The following is a 17072-nucleotide window of genomic DNA, read 5'->3' on the forward strand; positions in this document are numbered from 1 at the left end:
GTTATGTCTGGCGGCCATAGCGAATTGGAACCACCCCTTCCCATCTCGAACAGGGCCGTGAAACGATTCCGCGCCAATGATAGTATGCAACTCGCATGCGAAAGTAGGTCACCGCCAGACTTTTATTTAACATCCAGAGCTCTCTGGATGATGACAAAAGCCCTCTAAAAGAGGGCTTTTGTTTTTGTGTTATTAACGGCTGGTTGCTATAATAGCGACCATTGGGGATGGGCTTTGAGCCCATTTTTTATTTGTAGAATCAGGCAATAAGGTTTTTATGCAGGATTTAAACGCATTGTTGGAAAAGTCCCTCGAGCAGCTTGGATATGAGCTGGTCGATATGGAGTTGGCCAATCGCGGAAAATTGATCCGCTTGTTCATCGACAAGCCGGAAGGCATTGATATTGACGACTGCGTATTGGTGAGCAATCACTTAAGCAACTTATTGGCTGTCGAACACGATATAGATTACGACAGGCTGGAAGTCTCTTCCCCTGGCTTGGATCGGGTATTGAAGAAAGAATCGGATTTTGTACGGTTCGTGGGTGAGCGAGCCCAAGTGAAATTACGGGTGCCGGTTGAAGGCAGGAAGAATTTTTTAGGCATATTGCGTGGCGTGGATCAGGAGCATCTTGTATTGGAGTGTGAAGGCGTGGAACAACGCGTGCCATTTTCCAATATTGACAAGGCAAGATTGTCCCCTGAGTTCTAAACACCAATTTTTTGGCGGAGATTGAAATGAGTCGCGAAATATTGTTATTGGTCGATGCATTGGCCCATGAGAAGAATGTGGCTAAAACCGTTATTTTTACGGCACTGGAGCTGGCTCTGGCCTCTGCTACCAAGAAGCGTTTTACTGAAGATGCCGATGTCCGCGTAGAAATCGACCGCGATAGCGGAGAATATAATTCTTTCCGCCGCTGGCAGGTGGTTGAGGCTGAGGAACTGGAAAACCCGGATGCGCAGGTTGATACGGACGATGTCCGTGCTGAAGGCCTGGCTGTCGGCGACTACATCGAAGAGCCTTTGGAGTCGGTGGAGTTCGGCCGCATCGGGGCACAGGCCGCCAAGCAGGTCATTCTGCAGAAGGTACGCGAAGCCGAGCGTGAACAGATCCTGGATGATTTCCTTGCGCGCAAGGAGCACCTGGTGACCGGTGTCATCAAGCGTATGGAAAAGGGCAATGCCATTATTGAAGTGGGCCGTCTCGAGTCGGTACTGCCGCGCGAGCAGATGATTCCCAAGGAAAACCTGCGCGTCGGCGACCGTGTCCGTGCCTACCTCTCGCGTATCGAGCGCGGCGGCCGCGGCCCGCAACTGATCCTGTCGCGCGTGGCGCCTGAGTTCTTGGTCAAGCTGTTCGAGCTGGAAGTACCTGAAATTGAAGAAGGCTTGCTGGAAATCAAGTCGGCAGCCCGTGACCCCGGCTTGCGCTCCAAGATTGCGGTGAAGTCGAATGACCAGCGTTTGGATCCTGTAGGTACCTGTGTTGGCATGCGCGGCTCGCGTGTGCAGGCCGTCACCGGTGAATTGGCAGGCGAGCGCGTGGATATCGTATTGTGGTCCATGGACCCAGCCCAGTTCGTTATCAACGCCATGGCGCCTGCCGAAGTTTCAGGCATCGTGGTGGATGAAGATGCCCATAGCATGGATGTCATCGTGGACGAAGAGCAATTGGCCCAGGCGATCGGGCGCAATGGCCAGAACGTGCGCCTTGCTTCGGAATTGACCGGCTGGACATTGAATATCCTGACCGAGGAAGAAGCGGCCAAGAAGAACGAGGAAGAGCACAGCAGTATCCTGCAATTGTTTGTCGAGAAGCTGGATGTGGATGAAGAGGTGGCCGATATCCTGGTGCAGGAAGGATTCAGCACCCTGGAAGAAATCGCCTATGTGCCTCTGGCTGAAATGAGCGAGATCGAGGCTTTCGATGAAGATACCATCAATGAGCTGCGCAAGCGTGCTCGCGCTGCCTTGTTGACCGAGGCGATTGCCAAGGAAGAGAAGGTGGGCGAGGCCTCCGAGGATCTGCTGCGCATGGAAGGCATGGACGAATTGACTGCGCGTACCTTGGCTGGCAAGGGCGTAGCCACCATGGACGACCTTGCCGACCTGGCGGTGGATGACCTAGTTGAACTAACTGGCATGGATGTCGAGCGCGCCAAGCAATTGATCATGACTGCGCGTGCCCCCTGGTTTGCTTGAGGCGTGTACAAATAGCGTAGCTAAGAAGAAATGCACTGGCTGACAGTGCAAATGAAAGAGATTGGAGTAACAGAATGGGACAATCGAGCGTAGCACAGTTTGCCAGTGAATTAGGGCTGCCGGCTGAACTGCTCCTGGAGCAGTTAAAAGGGGCAGGCGTCAACAAGACTGCGTATGACGACACACTCACAGAGCAGGATAAAACCTCCTTGCTGGAATACCTGCGCAAGGAGCACGGCGCACAGGAACCCAAGAACAAGATTACGCTGACCCGCAAGCAAGTTACTGAAATCAAGAAGTCGGACAGCAGCGGCAAGGCACGCACCATCCAAGTGGAAGTGCGTAAGAAGCGCGTGCTTGTGCGCCGTGACCCTGCATTGGAAGCAGTCCCTGAAGAAGAGGCTGCGCAGGAGTCGCTTGCGATTGCTGACGAACCGCTAGTCGAATCTGCGCCGGTTGCCGAACATATACCTGAGCCAGTGGTTGAAGCGGCTCCCGAGCCGGAACCAGTCGCCGTGCAAGCTGAAGTGGAGCCAGTAGCACCTGAGCCTGCCGTTGAGGTTGCGCCAGAAGCGGTAGAAGCTGCGGCACCGGTAGAGGAAAAGCCTGTAACCGAGGCGCGTCCGAAACTGACAGCCAAGGAACTGCTTGGGGCCGATGAGTTGGCTTTGCGCGAGCGCGAAGCAAAACGCCAAGCCGCCTTGATGGCGATCCAGGCTGAGGAATTGCGCAAGAAACAGGAGTTGGCCCAGCGCCGTCAAGAAGAAGCCAAGCGTGCAGCCGAGGCTGCTGCGACCAAGCTGTCTGAAGGAACGTTGCATAAGCCCGCAGCCAAGGAGGCTCCCAAAACCGACGACAAGAATGCCAAGAAAACTGGCAAGAGCGGCGGCAAGGAATGGAGCGACAGCGACGGCAAGAAGCGCGGCGCGGTAAAAACCCGCGGCGATACAGGCGCTGCCGGCCAGGGCTGGCGTGCAAAAGGCAGCAAGTCCAAATCCAAGGGCAATGAAAACCAGCAGCATGCATTCACGGCGCCGACAGAGCCGATCGTGCATGATGTATTGGTGCCAGAAACCATTACCGTGGGCGATCTTGCCCACAAGATGGCGGTCAAGGCCAGCGAAGTCATCAAGACCCTGATGAAGATGGGCATGATGGTGACGATCAACCAGGTGCTGGACCAGGAAACCGCGATCATCATCGTGGAAGAAATGGGACATAACGCCAAGGCGGCCGCCTCCAACGATCCGGAAGCCTTCTTGGATGAAGCGGAACACGCAGAGGCGACCCAAGAGCCGCGTCCGCCAGTGGTGACGGTCATGGGTCACGTCGACCACGGCAAGACCTCACTGCTGGACTATATCCGTCGCAGCCGCGTGGCTTCTGGCGAAGCCGGCGGCATTACACAGCACATCGGCGCCTACCATGTGGAGACGCCGCGCGGCATGGTGACTTTCCTGGATACTCCAGGCCACGAAGCGTTTACCGCGATGCGTGCACGCGGCGCCAAGGCAACCGACGTGGTGATCTTGGTGGTGGCGGCGGATGACGGCGTGATGCCGCAAACCATTGAAGCGGTGCACCACGCCAAGGCTGCCGGCGTGCCGCTGGTCGTTGCCGTGAACAAGATTGACAAGTCTGAAGCCAATCCTGAACGTGTGAAGCAGGAATTGGTCAGCCATGAAGTCGTCCCGGAAGACTGGGGCGGCGATACCATGTTCGTCGAAGTGTCTGCAAAGACCGGCATTGGTATCGACAACCTGCTGGAAGCTGTACTGCTGCAGGCCGAAGTGCTTGAGCTCAAGGCGCCTAAGAACGTCCCGGCCAAGGGCCTGGTGATCGAAGGCCGGCTGGACAAGGGCCGCGGCCCGGTATCGACGATCCTGGTGCAGTCCGGCACATTGCAGCGCGGCGACATGATCCTGGCCGGCACTGCCTATGGCCGCGTCCGCGCCATGCTGGATGAATCCGGCCGCGACGTGAAAGAGGCTGGCCCTTCCATTCCAGTGGAAATTCTCGGCCTTTCCGACGTGCCGAGCGCCGGTGAAGAAGTCATTGTGCTCAACGATGAACGCAAGGCGCGTGAAATCGCCTTGTTCCGTCAGGGCAAGTTCCGCGACGTCAAGTTGGCCAAGCAACAAGCTGCCAAGCTGGAAAGCATGTTCGAGCAGATGGGCGAGGGCGAGGTCAAGGTATTGCCGTTGATCATCAAGTCCGATGTCCAGGGTTCTTACGAAGCGCTGTCCACCTCGTTGCAGAAGCTGTCTACCGACGAAGTCAAGGTCAACATTATCCATACTGGCGTGGGCGCCATCAGCGAGTCCGACGTCAACCTGGCGGCTGCGTCCAAGGCCGTGTTGATCGGCTTCAATGTGCGTGCCGATGCGGGCGCGCGCAAGCTGATTGAAAGCTCCGGCGTGGATGTGCGCTACTACAACATCATCTACGAGGCTGTGGATGAAGTGAAGGCGGCGCTGGGCGGCATGTTGTCGCCAGAGCAGAAGGAAAACGTCATTGGCACTGTGGAAATTCGCGAAGTGTTCCGTATCTCCAAGGTCGGTTCTGTTGCCGGTTGTTACGTGCAGGATGGCGTAATCCGTCGTAACTCCAAGATCCGCCTGATCCGCGACAATGTGGTGATTCATACCGGCGAGCTGGATTCGCTCAAGCGCTTCAAGGACGACGTCAAGGAAGTGAAGTCGAACTTCGAGTGCGGCTTGTCCCTGAAGAACTACAACGAAATCGAGGTTGGCGATATCCTCGAAGTCTTTGAAGTTGTGGAAGTCGCGCGGACCCTGTAAGCCATGGCCAAGGAATTTTCCAGAAGCGACCGTGTTGCCGAGCAGATTCAGCGTGAACTCGCTGATCTGCTGCAATTCGAGGTGAAGGACCCCAGGGTTTCTTCCATGGTGACCGTGACCGAAGTTGAGGTCAGTGGCGACATGGCGCATGCCAAGATCTATTACACTGCGCCGCAAGGCACGCCTGAATTGCAGAAAGGCCTGGAGAAGACGGCTGGTTTCCTGCGCAGCCAGCTGGCCAAGCGTTTGCTGTTGAGGACAGTGCCGCAACTGCATTTCAGTTACGATGCCTCGATTGACCGCGGCATGCATATCGCCAAGCTGATCGACGAGGTATTGCCTCCCTCCGCGCCTGACCAAGACGACGAGTCTGCCTGAGTAAAGCGGTTGTGCAACAATTCAGGCGAATCAAGCGCAATATCGATGGCGTGCTATTGCTGGACAAGCCATTAGGTATTTCATCTAACCAGGCCTTGCAGATCGCCAAGCGGCTCTACCAAGCGGCCAAGGCTGGCCATACCGGCAGCCTCGACCCGTTGGCTAGCGGCTTGTTGCCGATCTGCCTGGGCGAGGCCACCAAGTTTTCCCATTTTTTATTGGATGCCGATAAAAGCTACCGCGCATTGGTGACGCTAGGCAGCACAACCACGACAGGCGATGCCGAGGGCGAAGTGCTGGCGCGCTTGCCTGTTACTACGACGCAGCCCGAATTGGAAGCCGCGCTAAAAAAGATGGTCGGCGATATCCTGCAGGTGCCTCCCATGTATTCCGCCTTGAAGCATGGCGGCAAGGCGCTGTATGAGTATGCCCGGGATGGTGTGGAAATTGTCCGCGAGCCCCGACCGGTGACCATACATGCCATTCAACTCGAGCGGTTTGAAGGCGAGCAGTTCGAGATGGTGGTCTCATGTAGCAAGGGCACGTATATACGGACGCTGGCGGAAGACATTGGCAAGCTATTGAGGTGCGGTGCCCATCTCGGTGGCTTGCGGCGACTGACGACGGCGCATTTCAATCTGCAGGATGCGGTTACGATCAAGCAGCTCGAACAAATGTCGCTCGAACAGCGTGACGAATTCCTGCTAGGGGCTGATGCCGCGATTGAGGATTTGCCTCAAGTCACCCTTGACGACGACAGTGCTTTTTATCTGTTGCGCGGCCAAGAGGTCTGGAAGTCTGGCTTAAGCATCGAAGGATTGTTCAGGCTTTACTCTGAACAGGGTGTTTTTCTCGGCATTGGCGAACAGACCTCCCGGGGCTCCATTGCCCCCAAGCGCTTGCTGCGCCAGGCAGGTTGATCGGTAACGATTGATTGATTCGCCTTGTAATAGGCGGATGAAAGCTTGGCATTTCCAAAGAGGCAGTAAGCGAAAAATCGCTCTAGTACTGCTTCATTGAACTCATATTGAAATAGCGTTATAATATGGAGTTGATTGTAAATGAATGCTCTAGCGGGATTGATGTAGCCTGCATTTGCATTGACGCAAAACACATCTCACAACATTAGGATTAAGTTATGGCAATTACAGTTCAAGAAACAGCAAAAATTGTTGCTGATTTCCAACAAGCTCCAAACGATACAGGCAGCCCGGAAGTTCAAGTTGCGCTTCTTAGCGCCCGTATTACTTATTTGACAGAGCATTTCAAAAGCAATGCCAAGGACCACCACTCCCGTCGTGGTCTGTTGAAGCTGGTAAGTCAGCGCCGCAAGTTGCTGGACTATCTCAAGCGCAAGAATGCCGATCGCTATCGTACATTGATCGAACGCTTGGGCCTGCGTAAGTAATCATCGCGCACTTGTGAATTCATAGATAAGCCGAAAGCAAAGCGGAGACGCAATGCTTGTCGGCTTATTTTTTTATTAAAAGGACAAATATTGTGACGGCAATCAAGAAAACGATTACCTATGGTCAGCATGAGCTGACACTTGAAACCGGAGAAATTGCACGCCAGGCGGATGGCGCAGTGATGGTCAGCTACGGCGACACCGTGGTGCTGGTGAGCGTAGTAGGCAAGCGCGAAGTGAAGGAAGGCCAGGACTTCTTCCCGCTGACCGTGGACTATCAGGAAAAAACCTATGCCGCCGGCAAGATCCCTGGCGGCTTCTTCAAGCGCGAAGGCCGTCCTTCCGAAAAGGAAACGCTGACCTCCCGCCTGATCGACCGCCCATTGCGCCCGCTGTTCCCCGAAGCCTTCTATAACGAAGTGCAAGTGGTCGCCACCGTGATGTCTTCCGATCCCGAGATCGATGCCGATATTCCAGCGATCATTGGCGCTTCCGCCGCACTGGCGATTTCCGGCATCCCGTTCTACGGCCCGATCGGCGCAGCGCGCGTGGGTTACATCAATGGCGAGTATGTCCTCAATCCGACTGCCTCCCAGCTCAAGGAAACGCAGTTGGACCTGGTTGTCGCGGCAACCGACAGCGCCGTATTGATGGTGGAGTCCGAAGCCAAGGAACTGCCGGAAGATGTCATGCTGGGTTCCGTGGTCTATGGCCACGAGCAAATGCAGGCTGTCATCAATGCCATCAACGAGCTGGCTGCCGAAGTCGGCAAGGAGCCTTGGGACTGGTCGCCTCCAGAAGCCAATAACGAGCTGATTGCCAAGATCGAAGCATTGGCTGGCACGGACATTAACGAAGCCTACAAGATCAAGTCCAAGGGTGCGCGTTCCGGCAAGCTGGACGAAATCAAGAGCCGCGTATTGGGCGAGTTGATTACAGAAACGACTTCTACTGCTGAAGCTAACGAAATCAAGGGTGCACTGTTCAACCTCGAAGCCAAGGTTGTGCGCAGCCAGATCCTCAACGGCGAGCCGCGCATTGACGGCCGCGATACACGCACCGTGCGTCCGATCAGCATCCGCACCGGCGTATTGCCGCGTACCCACGGTTCTGCGCTGTTCACTCGTGGCGAAACCCAGGCGCTGGTAGTGGCGACATTGGGCACTGGCCGTGACGAGCAGATCATCGATGCGCTGCAGGGTGAGTACGCTGACCGCTTCATGCTGCACTACAACATGCCTCCATACGCCACCGGCGAAACTGGCCGTGTCGGTACGCCTAAGCGCCGCGAAATCGGCCATGGCCGCCTGGCGAAGCGTGCTTTGCTGGCAGTGTTGCCAAGCCAGGAAGAGTTTGGTTACACCATTCGCGTGGTGTCCGAAATCACCGAATCCAACGGTTCCAGTTCCATGGCCTCCGTCTGTGGCGGCTGCCTGTCCTTGTTGGATGCCGGCGTGCCTTTGAAGGCGCAAGTGGCTGGTATCGCCATGGGCCTGATCAAGGAAGGCAACCGCGTTGCCGTTTTGACCGACATCCTGGGTGACGAAGACCACCTGGGCGACATGGACTTCAAGGTGGCTGGTACCGAATCCGGCATTACCGCGCTGCAGATGGATATCAAGATCACCGGCATCACTGCGGAAATCATGCGTGTCGCCTTGTCGCAAGCCAAGGAAGGCCGTCTGCATATTCTCGGCCTGATGAAGGAAGCTGTCGGCGAGAAGCCTCAAGAGCTTTCCGCATTTGCGCCGCGCATCATTACCATGAAGATCAACCCCGAGAAGATCCGCGATGTGATCGGCAAGGGCGGCGCTGTAATCCGCGCGCTGACCGAGGAAACCGGCACCACGATTGATATTGAAGAAGACGGCACGATCAAGATCGGTTGCATCAGCGCCGAAGCAGGCGAAGAAGCCAAGAGGCGCATCGAGGCGATCACCGCCGAGGTGGAAGTGGGCCAGGTCTATGACGGCACCGTCCTCAAGCTGCTGGATTTCGGCGCGATCGTTTCCTTGCTGCCAGGCAAGGATGGCTTGCTGCACATTTCCCAGATCGCACACCAGCGTGTGAATGCCGTGGCTGACTTCCTCAAGGAAGGCCAAGTGGTCAAGGTCAAGGTGCTGGAGGTGGACGACAAAGGCCGCGTGCGCCTGAGCGCCAAGGCGTTGATCGAGGCGCCTGCTGCGGAAGAAAAGGCAGAAGACTCAGCGACAGTAACTGACCAACAGTAACAGTTGCGTTAGTCCAACAAAAAGGCCGATTTGAAACCGGCCTTTTTGTTTGGCATTTCGAAACGAAAATAATGGGCGAATCTTGTCGGAAAATTAGGGCGCGATAAGCCCGTCACAACAAATGCGACGGGCCTCAATATTGAATGAATGACTTGGCAACCTGCTTTTGCGTTCAGCTAAACGTGTTATACGCATGAAGGCAGGTGGTGGTTAATTATTTAGCTACCTGCTTTTCGCGGATTTCATCCAGCGTTTTGCAATCGATGCACAATGTTGCAGTCGGGCGGGCTTCCAATCGTTTAAGGCCGATTTCAATGCCGCAACCATTGCAATAGCCGTAATCACCTTCATCGATCTTGGACAGGGTCTCGTCAATCTTCTTGATCAGCTTGCGTTCGCGGTCGCGATTGCGCAACTCCAATGCCATGTCGGACTCCTGGCTTGCCCTATCGTTCGGATCGGCAAACATGGTGACTTCGTCCTGCATGGTATGGACCGTGCGGTCAATGTCATGACTAAGCTCTGCTTTCCAGTCGTTTAGAATTTTCCGGAAATGATCAAGCTGCTTTTCATTCATGTATTCCTCGCCAGCCTTAGGTTGGTAAGGAACAAATTGTCTTGTAATTGCTTCAGCCATGTGCGCCTTAAGAGTTAATGTTCGATTAACAGAAAAATAAAGCAGGCGCAAGTGTACACTGAATAATTCAGTGATGCAAAAGCCTTGTGCTGCAAGGCTTGAACTCCTTAATACAGGCGAATAAGCAACTCTAAGCAGTCACTTAGTTGGATTCACGCAATTCAAGCGCTGACAGCGTGTTCTGCATCAGTGTGGCAACAGTCATGGGGCCCACGCCACCTGGGACAGGCGTAATCCATGCTGCGCGTGTCTTGGCGGTTTCGAACTCAATATCGCCGCACAGGCTGCCATCTGCGAGGCGGTTGATGCCGATATCCACCACAATTGCGCCAGGCTTGATCCACTCGCCCTTGATCAGATGCGGCTTGCCTACTGCGGCGACCACGATATCTGCACGTGCTACGTTTGCTTGCAGGTCCTTGGTATGGCGATGGCAACTGGTGACGGTACAGCCAGCAAGCAGAAGTTCCAGGGCCATGGGGCGTCCCACGTGATTGGAAACCCCGACAACCACGGCGTCTAGGCCTAATAGCTTGATTCCTGTGGATTGCAAAAGCCTGATCACGCCGTAAGGCGTGCATGAGCGCAACGTGGGCTGTCGCACCGCGAGCCTGCCGATGTTGTATGGATGGAAGCCATCGACGTCTTTGGCGGCGCTGATGGTTTCTATGATCTTCTTTTCTTCAATATGGGCTGGGAGGGGTGACTGCACCAGGATGCCGTCCACTGTATCGTCCTGATTGAGCTGTTCGATCAACGCGAGCAATTCCGCCTCGCTCGTGGTGTCAGGCAGGTCGTAAGCTAGGGAGCGGATGCCGGTTTTCTCGCAAGCTAGCCTTTTGTTGCGTACATAGATGGCAGAGGCGGGATCTGCGCCAAGCAGGATCACGGCCAGCGTCGGCGCCCGTAAGCCTTTTTCCAACCTTTTGTCTATTAAGGATTTTGTTTCGGCTAGCGTGGTTTCGGCAATGGCTTTTCCGTTGATGATTTGGGCGGTCATGACAAATTTTTTCAAAAATAATGCGATATTTTAGCAGAATCAGTTTGACCTTCCTGCTGGAGTGCGCTATATTTCTCGCCCTCGGGGTGTAGCGTAGCCTGGTAGCGCGCCTGGTTTGGGACCAGGATGTCGGGAGTTCGAATCTCTCCACCCCGACCATATTTTTCCCAAGATGATTGTCCGACAATCTGCCCGTAGCTCAACCGGATAGAGCACCAGCCTTCTAAGCTGGGGGTTACAGGTTCGATTCCTGTCGGGCAGGCCATTCACTGGTTTTTATAATCCAGTTTCAATGGTGGCTGTAGCTCAGTTGGTAGAGCCCTGGATTGTGATTCCAGTTGTCGTCGGTTCGAGCCCGATCAGCCACCCCATTCTCCTTGCAACCTTGTGTCAACAGGGCGTTATGCTTATAGTAGCGCCATGGTTTGTACTCATTTCTCCCCCCGCATGATTCACGGAAAGCCGTTCTGATGGTTGCACAGCTTCCTGCGCTGATCATTATTGACGATGATCCCTTGATCACCGATACCTTGCATTTCCTGCTGGGCAAGGATTTCGAAGTCTATGTCGCCGAGTCGCGCATGCAGGCCAGGAGCCTGTTGCGCCAGCTTGAAAACCCGCCGCCACTCGCGTTGGTGGATCTTGGACTGCCGCCGGTGCCTCACAAGCCTGACGAGGGTTTCAAGGTGATCGGCGAATTGCTCGCGCATGCGCCCACCATGAAAATCCTCGTGCTGTCGGGCCAGAATGAAGAGGCCAATGTCAAGCATGCCCTGGCCTTGGGGGCCGTGGACTTTATCCCCAAGCCTTGCGATGTCGAGCGCTTGCGCCAATTGCTACACAATGCCTTGAAGCTGCAGGATGCCGAACTCAGCGAGACGGCAAGCGCCGAGGACGGGTGGGGACTGCTCGGCGGCAGCCTGCCAATGCAGACGTTGCGCACGCAGATTACGCAGTTTGCGGATGCGCCGTTTCCTGTGCTGATAGAAGGAGAATCCGGCAGCGGCAAGGAATTGGTCGCTAACTGCCTGCACCGTTTCAGCCGTCGTTCGCAACAGCCTTACCTTTCCCTGAATTGTGCCGCGATTTCACCGAATCTTGCCGAGTCCATCCTGTTCGGCCATGGCAAGGGGTCGTTCACGGGGGCGGCGAACGCGCATAGCGGTTATTTCGAGGATGCCGGCGAAGGCACGTTGTTTCTTGATGAAGTGGGCGAGCTGCCGCTGGAGTTGCAGGCCAAGCTGCTAAGAGTCTTGGAAAACGGCGAGTACCAGCGCATAGGTGAAACCCAGACTCGCCGCAGCCGTGCGCGCATTGTGGCAGCGACGAATCGCGACTTGCGCGAAGAAGTCCGCGCCGGCCATTTCCGCATCGACCTTTACCACCGCCTGAGCGTGTTTTCAGTGCGTGTGCCGCCGTTACGGGACCTGGAACAGGATCGCTACGTGTTGCTGGAGCATTTCAACCAGTTCTATGCGCGTGAAACCGGGCAGAAAACCTTTGCCCTGGATGAGCAGGCCAAGCAGCGCTGGCTGGACTATCACTTCCCGGGCAATGTGCGTGAGCTGCGCAACATTATTATCCGGCTGGTGGCCAAATATTCCGGCCAGGTCGTGACCGATGCACAACTGGCCTCTGAGCTGGACCTGATGCATACCGGCCTGGGCCCGGCAGCCGGCAATGGCGCCGAAGCGCCGTTGATGGCGGACGAAAACGCCATGGCAAGCCAGGCGCACAAGCATTTGCAAACGCAGGCCAATGTCAACCTGGACCAGGTGCTGAAGTCCTGGGAGCGGGCGTATGTCGATGCCGCGATGAAAATCACCCACGGCAACCTGAGCCAGGCGGCCAAACTGCTGGGCATCAACCGCACGACGCTCTACAGCCGCATCCAGTTGCAGCAGGATTACAAAGGCGAATAGTGTATTACGCGCACTTTGGCCTGAAACAGCCGCCGTTCAAGATCACCCCCAATACCGACTTTTTCTTTCCCGGCGGCAATCGCGGCGCAGTGCTGGAAGCGTTGCGCTATGCCATCCTGCATGGCGAAGGGATAGTCAAGGTAGTAGGCGAGGTAGGCAGCGGCAAGACCATGTTGTGCCGCATGCTGCAAACGCAGCTGCCGGACCATGTGGACAACGTCTACCTGGCCAATCCCAGCATGGCGCCCGAGGACGTGCTGCATGCGATTGCGCTGGAGCTGCGGCTCGATCTTCCCGCCGGCCTGGGCAGGCTGGAGGTGATGCAGCGGCTGCAACAGGCATTACTGGAAAAGCACGAGGCCAAGCGCCAGGTGGTGGTGTTCGTGGAGGAGGCGCAAGGCATGCCCTTGGCGACGCTGGAGGAAATCCGCTTGCTGACCAACCTGGAAACCCGCCACGACAAACTCCTGCAAATTGTGCTGTTCGGCCAGCCCGAGCTGGATGACAACTTGAACCGGCGCGAAATCCGCCAACTTAAGGAGCGCATTACCCATAGCTTTTATCTTGGCCCGTTGAACCAGGATGAAATTGCCGAATACCTGACGTTCCGCCTCCGGGCTGCCGGATATTACGGGCCACCATTGTTTACCAAGCGTGCTGTCAGGCAATTGGCGGCCATGGCGCAGGGCTTGGTACGCCGGGTCAATATCCTGGCGGATAAATCCTTGCTGGCGGCATTTGCGGCCAATACTTACCAGGTAACTCCCAGGCACGTTGCGGCTGCGATCCGGGATAGCGAGTTTGCCAGCGAAATTCAACGTCCTTCAGGACGCTGGGCAGGTCTGGCTTTAGCGGGCGCAGTCCTTGTCGTTGCCGCTATCGCAGCATTCGCCTGGAGGCAGGGAATGCTGGCGCTGCCCGTTGCGCCTGACGCGGTAGCGCAGGCCGAGGCGGAACAGGGCCCGGTGGAAAACCGCTTGGTGGAGAATATAGAAAATAAGAATAAGCCAGACACGCCCGACGTCATGCAGTTGATGGAGCAGCGTGAAGAGGCGACGTTAGCCTGGCTCGGCAGTATTCCGCCGGAATACATCACGATAGAGCTGGCACGCGATCCTGCGGAAACCGGCCTGGAGGAACGGCTGCAGCCATTATTGGCCCAGCTGGTGCTGGATGATCTGCATGCCGTGAAAACTAAAGTTAACGACGAAGGCAGCGTTATCATATTGTATGGCGCATATGGAAACCGCCAGGATGCCTTGGCGGAGCTCAAGTTGTTGCCGGAAGCGCTGCAAACCGGCGCACGCTTGCGGACTATTGCCGGCATCAGGGAAGAACTGGTGCAACATCAATAACTTGTTGCCGTCATGTAATTGCGATCTTAATTTGCAATCGTATACTGATTATGGGATAAATCCCGGAAATAGAAATCATCAGCTGAGGGGAGTTACGCTTTGTCAGGCCATTTGCCAAAAATTGCCAGCATTCTGATCGTGCCATGTGTGCTTGGCTTGGCGAGTTGCGCCCATCAATCCACGGTTTCCCCTTCCACCGGCCACATCGAAGAACAACCCTCAGCCGCACCGGCTGCCGCCGATATTCCCAAGCCGGTCAAGAGCGGCAATTACCTGCCGCCGCCCAAGCCCAGGGCCAAGGAGCAGACCTATAGCGTGGTGGTCAACGATGTGCCGGTCAAGGAAATCCTCTTTGCCCTGGCGCGCGAAAGCAAGCTGAATATCGACATCCATCCCGCCATCCAGGGGCGCGCAACGCTTAATGCCGTCGACCAGACCCTGCCCGCCATCCTGGAGCGCCTGGCGAAACAGGTCGACCTCACCTATCGCGTGGACGGCAATGTGCTGAGCATTACGCCGGATATGCCGGTGCTGCGCAGCTACAAGGTGGATTATGTAAACATGTCGCGTGATACCACCGGCTTCATCGGTGCGGCGGCAGAGATTGCCAGTACCGGGCGCAGCGCATCCACCACGAGCGGCGCCGGCGGTACTTCCGGCACTAGTACGTCTTCCGGTACGGGAACAGGGGCGGCAAATAGCTCGCGTACCGCAGTGAATAGCGTGGCGACCAATCATTTCTGGGAAACCCTGATCCAGAACCTCAAGGACATCCTTGCCGAAACCGACAAGGAAGTCATCATCACCCGTACCGGCACTGCGGCAGCATCGCAGTCAGCGGAACCGCCGGCTGCAGAGTCGGGGGATGGAGCGGCAGCCCAGCAACAGGCCCCTGCGCCGCGTAACGCCACGCAAGAGCGCGAGGATGCCCGAACGGAATACAGGACGTTGTTTGCGGCGACGGTGATCGCCAGCCCGGAGACGGGCATTATCAGCGTGCGCGCCACCCATCGCCAGCATGAGAAGGTGCAGGAATTCCTTGATAAGGTCATGAACAGTGCCAAACGCCAGGTGTTGATCGAGGCTTCCATTGTGGAAGTTACATTGAACGACACCTATCAGGCTGGTATTGATTGGGAAAAACTGGGTAATGGGTTCAACATGACTAACCAATTGGGGCTGAGTACAGTGTTGACTCCAGCAGGCGTTGCGGGGACAGCGGGTACAACTCTGCCTTTTAGTATTGGATATTCTAGTGATAACAGCAGCGTGGAGTTCAATCTACGGCTATTGCAGAGATTTGGCGATACCAAGGTGCTCTCTAGCCCTAAATTGATGGTTTTGAACAACCAGACGGCAGTCATGAAGGTCGTGGATAACCTAGTGTACTTTACGATTCAGTCTCAAGTTTCTCAAGGCGTGGGGCAAGGCTCTACTAATCTACAGTCCGTGACTACAACGCCTAATACTGTACCAGTGGGTGTAGTGATGAGTGTGACACCACAAATTAATGATAATGGTGCGGTTAATATTAATATTCGGCCCACTATTTCACGAGTATTGCGCTATGTGGAGGATCCCAATCCGCAACTGATGGTTGGGGATACAAGAATTATTAGTGAAATTCCTCAAATTCAGGTACGTGAATTTGAGTCCATGCTGAGAATTAATAGTGGCAACACGGCTGTCCTTGGTGGGCTCATGCAAGACAATATTCAGCAAGCCACAGACAAAGTGCCAGGTCTCGCCAAGGTGCCGCTGGTGGGCAAGCTGTTCACCGCGCGCAGCAATTTCAACGTGAAGACCGAGCTCGTCATTTTCCTGCGGCCCATCGTGGTCCAGAACGCCAGCCTGGAGAGCGAGGAGCTGAGTTCGTACAAGCAGTACCTGCCCGCCCAGCAATTGCAAAGGTTGATTAATGAGTCTGTTAATTAGCGCATTGCAAAAAGCGGAACAGGCCAAGCAGCAGCCTTTGGAAAAGGCTGAGATCGAGGAGTTCTTGCTGGATATCGCACCGGCCGAGCCTGTGCACGGAGGAGAGGCCAGCCAGCCTTCCGCAGCCACGGCGGGCGCAGCGCCGGCCGCGGAGCCAGCCGCACAGCAGCGCGCTGCTGCCCAGTTGCTGGCCGCCAAGTCTGGCGCGGTCAAGCGGGAGTCTCTGTTGTCGCCATTTACCCAGGGGCTCTTGTTGCTATTGCTGGTGCTGCTGGTGGGCGGCGGCGTGTTCTGGTACGTAAGCTCCTTGACCCAGCCCGAGGTCATCGTGCCCAAGCCTGTCGTGTTGAACACCGCGCAGGACGCCCGCGAGCAGGAGCAAGATATGCCGGACGAGGCCGCTGCCGAGCCTGTGGAGGCTGAGGGATCTAATTTGCTTCCGCCCCAGGTGGAAACGGTTGTGTCGCCTGCACCAGTTACCAGTGCGTCAAGTGCTAGAGCCAATGTCCAGCAACAAGCACCAGCCTTGCCCAAGGTGTTCGGCGAGCCGCCGAAAGAGCCTGTGAACGATCGTATATTGGTCACCCGTAACCGTCCGGCGGCCACGGTCAACCAGCATGTGCTCGATGCCTACCAGGCATTCAACCGTGGCGACGATGCCGCCGCGCAGCAGGCCTACCGGCAGGCATTGCAGGCGGACGTGCGCAATATCGATGCGTTGCTGGGCATGGCGGCGATTGCCGCGCGTCAGGGCCGGCAGCAGGATGCGGTGGGCTGGTATCAGCAGGTGCTGCAGGTGGAGCCGCGCAACGGCATGGCACAGGCGGCATTGCTGGATTTGCAGGGGCAGGCCGATCCGCTGAGCAGCGAAACCCGGCTCAAGAATCTCATCAGCCAGCAGCCGGAGGCAGCCTACCTGCATGCCGCGCTGGGCAACCATTATGCCGACCAGGGGCAATGGCCGTTGGCGCAACAGTCTTATTTCCAGGCGCATCACCTCGATGCCGCCAATCCCGAATATGTATTCAACCTGGCGGTGAGCCTCGACCAGCTGGGAAAATCCAGCCTGGCGTTGCAATATTACCAGCAGGCCCAGGCGTTGCTGGCCGGCAAGGATTCGCCAGGCGTGAACCAGGCGCAGCTGGCGGCCAGGATACGCCAGCTTCAGTAGCACTTTCCGCTCGTAGGATATGCTCATGG

General features: G+C 56.1%; 13 protein-coding genes, 3 tRNA genes and 1 rRNA gene. 15 read left to right on the forward strand and 2 right to left on the reverse strand.

The genetic code is table 11. The features are described 5' to 3' along the window. Positions 1–6 precede the first annotated feature (6 nt). From rrf to pnp, 8 genes are all read left to right on the forward strand, one after another. Positions 7–120 (forward strand): 5S ribosomal RNA (gene rrf, locus ACW4YW_RS07360). 157 nt (positions 121–277) lie between these two features. Then, positions 278–712, forward strand: a complete 435-nt coding sequence (gene rimP, locus ACW4YW_RS07365; RefSeq protein WP_457136988.1) for a ribosome maturation factor RimP — start codon at positions 278–280, stop codon at positions 710–712. Positions 713–738: 26 nt separating this feature from the next. Next, entirely contained in the window at positions 739–2205 is a 1467-nt protein-coding gene (gene nusA, locus ACW4YW_RS07370; RefSeq protein WP_457136989.1) for a transcription termination factor NusA, read from the forward strand. A gap of 74 nt (positions 2206–2279) precedes the next feature. Beyond that, positions 2280–5006: a translation initiation factor IF-2 gene (infB, locus tag ACW4YW_RS07375; protein WP_457136990.1), complete on the forward strand. Its 2727-nt coding sequence runs from the start codon at positions 2280–2282 to the stop codon at positions 5004–5006. 3 nt (positions 5007–5009) lie between these two features. Next, positions 5010–5384 carry a 30S ribosome-binding factor RbfA gene (gene rbfA / locus ACW4YW_RS07380; protein ID WP_407994393.1) on the forward strand — a complete coding sequence of 125 codons (375 nt, stop codon included), beginning with the start codon at positions 5010–5012 and terminating at the stop codon, positions 5382–5384. A gap of 11 nt (positions 5385–5395) precedes the next feature. Next, positions 5396–6304, forward strand: coding sequence for a tRNA pseudouridine(55) synthase TruB (gene truB / locus ACW4YW_RS07385; RefSeq protein WP_457136991.1), 909 nt, complete (start codon positions 5396–5398; stop codon positions 6302–6304). 218 nt (positions 6305–6522) lie between these two features. Beyond that, positions 6523–6792, forward strand: coding sequence for a 30S ribosomal protein S15 (gene rpsO, locus ACW4YW_RS07390; RefSeq protein WP_015829110.1), 270 nt, complete (start codon positions 6523–6525; stop codon positions 6790–6792). Between the two features lie 92 nt (positions 6793–6884). Then, on the forward strand, positions 6885–9023 hold the full coding sequence (gene pnp, locus ACW4YW_RS07395; protein ID WP_457136992.1) for a polyribonucleotide nucleotidyltransferase: 2139 nt from the start codon (positions 6885–6887) through the stop codon (positions 9021–9023). Between the two features lie 214 nt (positions 9024–9237). Here pnp and dksA read toward each other — a convergent pair whose 3' ends face one another. Further along, positions 9238–9660: an RNA polymerase-binding protein DksA gene (gene dksA, locus ACW4YW_RS07400; protein WP_309567014.1), complete on the reverse strand. Its 423-nt coding sequence runs from the start codon at positions 9658–9660 to the stop codon at positions 9238–9240. A gap of 142 nt (positions 9661–9802) precedes the next feature. Then, positions 9803–10660, reverse strand: a complete 858-nt coding sequence (folD, locus tag ACW4YW_RS07405; protein ID WP_457136993.1) for a bifunctional methylenetetrahydrofolate dehydrogenase/methenyltetrahydrofolate cyclohydrolase FolD — start codon at positions 10658–10660, stop codon at positions 9803–9805. An 82-nt stretch (positions 10661–10742) separates the two neighbouring features. On the opposite strand from folD, the gene ACW4YW_RS07410 reads away from it, so the two are divergent. From ACW4YW_RS07410 to ACW4YW_RS07440, 7 genes are all read left to right on the forward strand, one after another. Next, a tRNA-Pro gene (locus tag ACW4YW_RS07410) sits at positions 10743–10819 on the forward strand. Between the two features lie 29 nt (positions 10820–10848). Continuing rightward, a tRNA-Arg gene (locus tag ACW4YW_RS07415) sits at positions 10849–10925 on the forward strand. A 30-nt stretch (positions 10926–10955) separates the two neighbouring features. Beyond that, a tRNA-His gene (locus tag ACW4YW_RS07420) sits at positions 10956–11031 on the forward strand. Between the two features lie 99 nt (positions 11032–11130). Then, on the forward strand, positions 11131–12582 hold the full coding sequence (locus ACW4YW_RS07425) for a sigma-54-dependent transcriptional regulator (RefSeq protein ID WP_457136994.1): 1452 nt from the start codon (positions 11131–11133) through the stop codon (positions 12580–12582). Then, a complete protein-coding gene (locus ACW4YW_RS07430; protein ID WP_457136995.1) occupies positions 12582–13937 on the forward strand; it encodes an ExeA family protein in 1356 nt (451 codons plus the stop codon). The genes ACW4YW_RS07425 and ACW4YW_RS07430 overlap by 1 nt, the downstream gene beginning before the upstream one ends. Positions 13938–14075: 138 nt before the next feature. Beyond that, positions 14076–15872 carry a pilus (MSHA type) biogenesis protein MshL gene (gene mshL, locus ACW4YW_RS07435; protein WP_457136996.1) on the forward strand — a complete coding sequence of 599 codons (1797 nt, stop codon included), beginning with the start codon at positions 14076–14078 and terminating at the stop codon, positions 15870–15872. After that, positions 15856–17043 carry a tetratricopeptide repeat protein gene (locus ACW4YW_RS07440; RefSeq protein WP_457136997.1) on the forward strand — a complete coding sequence of 396 codons (1188 nt, stop codon included), beginning with the start codon at positions 15856–15858 and terminating at the stop codon, positions 17041–17043. The genes mshL and ACW4YW_RS07440 overlap by 17 nt, the downstream gene beginning before the upstream one ends. The last annotated feature ends 29 nt before the right edge of the window (positions 17044–17072 follow it).

The sequence above is a fragment of the Methylobacillus pratensis genome, from assembly GCF_054072455.1.